Below are 1,640 nucleotides of genomic sequence, written 5' to 3' on the forward strand. Positions count from 1 at the left end.
TTATTGGGCTTTCAGCCGTCTTTGACTCATTATTAGTTTTACCGGACAGCAATAATTTTGTTTGTAAATCAATACTATTATACTGAACATTCGCAAGTAAGTTCTGTGTCTTACTTAACAAGCAGGGAATGCAGCTATATTCACAACAACACCTCCTTCAGTATCTATTTCTCCTTGCTCAAACATCGTCAGTGCAATTGAAATAGCCTCATTCTCATCTGAAGCGTTAACTATTATATTCACTACATCCATATCAGTAGTGATTTCTACCTGGTACATTTCCATAATTCTTATTTTAAAATATTTTTCCATTCCTGTAGCTTATCCTCAAAAGACATTGAGCGAGCATTGGAAGAACTTGGTACAGTTATAACTTCTATTTGATGATAAAGAGCAGAAAAATATCTATCAAAATATTTTTTTGCATCTCCACTTCCGTTAATCACTATTCGTTTTATATTTGGATATGATACTAAAAGTTCTGGAAGTTTATTCGGTATCTCGCCTCCAATAAAATTGGAGTCCATGCTTCCCTTTCTATTGCCCTCAGCAAGACAATCCCACAAAGCAATATGTTTTTTTAACAGAAATTCTTTGCTATCATCACCTTGACCCAATAAGTCATGCATTAATTTCCAAAAAGAGTTCTTTGATTTATTTTGATAATAAGCCTGCTCCTTAATGGATACATCACTCGGTAAGGAACCAAGAATTAAAATTTCAGAAAACTCATCTATCCAAGGAGCCAGTCCTTCTTTATGATTATGACAGTCCTGGATTTTTGTCATTTTGCTTTGTTCTTTATCTTCACAATTTGACTTTACATACTCATTGTAATTTATTATAGATATATTTCCGCTTTTGCAGAGAAGTTCAAAATCCGTGGAATTCATGTCATATGAAAAGTCTGAAATATAGAAGCCCATTCTGCGCATCTTTGTACGAATAGCCTTCTTCTCATCTTGGTCTGTTGTTTGATCTTTTTCTATAAATAGCTGATGTAGTCTGTTTATTTCAGCTATTGTAAATGAAGTACGTCCTTTTTTAGCCATAAATATTTATTTTTAAGTCGATTTTACCTGAAATCAATTAGTCACACTCTGTCTGTGTTTAAAAGTTCCTTGAATCACAATTCCCCAGAAAGCCGTTTCCTGCACATTTTGTGATCATCATTGATGACCGACTGTTGGCACAAGAAGACTGTTCTTTCGCTTGCCGGTGCAAAGATACAAAAATCTAAGCAGAATGATGCTTTTATTTTGAGTTTCAAGTGGTTGTTTAACGGTGGCTGTTCATATTTCCCCATTCTGCGTAAGTTTTGGTTTTGCCATGCAACTCTCATAGTTTAATTTTGCACCGAATACGAGACCTTGCTCAGAGCTTTCGACAAGGAGAACGCAGCCTTTGCCAAGCGTGTAGGCAAGGACAGAGCCAAGAACACTTACAACAAGTATCTTGTGGTGAGAAAGTACAATGGTATTAGGTTTTATTCTTGCCAAAATATTGTGTCCACAAAGACACAGCAAGGTATGTTTCGAGTTACTCGAAACCTTTTGGGTTACTCTCAAAAGAACTTGCCTGTCGGTGATTTGTTCCTCCGTAGTCGGACAATTAAGATGGAAAGAACATATAAAAAAGCA

The 1,640-nt window shown here is 35.7% G+C and carries 2 protein-coding genes and 1 pseudogene; 1 reads left to right on the top strand and 2 read right to left on the bottom strand.

Translation table 11 applies throughout. The features are described 5' to 3' along the window. Nucleotides 1-114: 114 nt before the first annotated feature. Both KTQ90_RS13255 and KTQ90_RS13260 read right to left on the bottom strand, forming a co-directional pair. Nucleotides 115-312 carry a hypothetical protein gene (locus tag KTQ90_RS13255; protein WP_217318816.1) on the bottom strand — a complete coding sequence of 66 codons (198 nt, stop codon included), beginning with the start codon at nucleotides 310-312 and terminating at the stop codon, nucleotides 115-117. Beyond that, nucleotides 291-1,052 carry a DNA-deoxyinosine glycosylase gene (locus tag KTQ90_RS13260; protein WP_217318817.1) on the bottom strand — a complete coding sequence of 254 codons (762 nt, stop codon included), beginning with the start codon at nucleotides 1,050-1,052 and terminating at the stop codon, nucleotides 291-293. Before KTQ90_RS13260 ends, KTQ90_RS13255 begins: the two co-directional genes overlap by 22 nt. 303 nt (nucleotides 1,053-1,355) lie before the next feature. On the opposite strand from KTQ90_RS13260, the pseudogene KTQ90_RS13815 reads away from it, so the two are divergent. Next, a pseudogene (locus KTQ90_RS13815) lies at nucleotides 1,356-1,472 on the top strand (site-specific integrase); the annotation flags it as partial. Nucleotides 1,473-1,640: the final 168 nt, after the last annotated feature.

The organism is Leyella stercorea, assembly GCF_019052365.1.
Classification (GTDB): Bacteria; Bacteroidota; Bacteroidia; order Bacteroidales; family Bacteroidaceae; genus Prevotella.

Bases quoted from the DNA above. Each gene is read 5' to 3' on its own strand.
- KTQ90_RS13255 (WP_217318816.1), bottom strand. From the start codon at position 312: ATGGAAAAATATTTTAAAATAAGAATTATGGAAATGTACCAGGTAGAA.
- KTQ90_RS13260 (WP_217318817.1), bottom strand. From the start codon at position 1,052: ATGGCTAAAAAAGGACGTACTTCATTTACAATAGCTGAAATAAACAGA.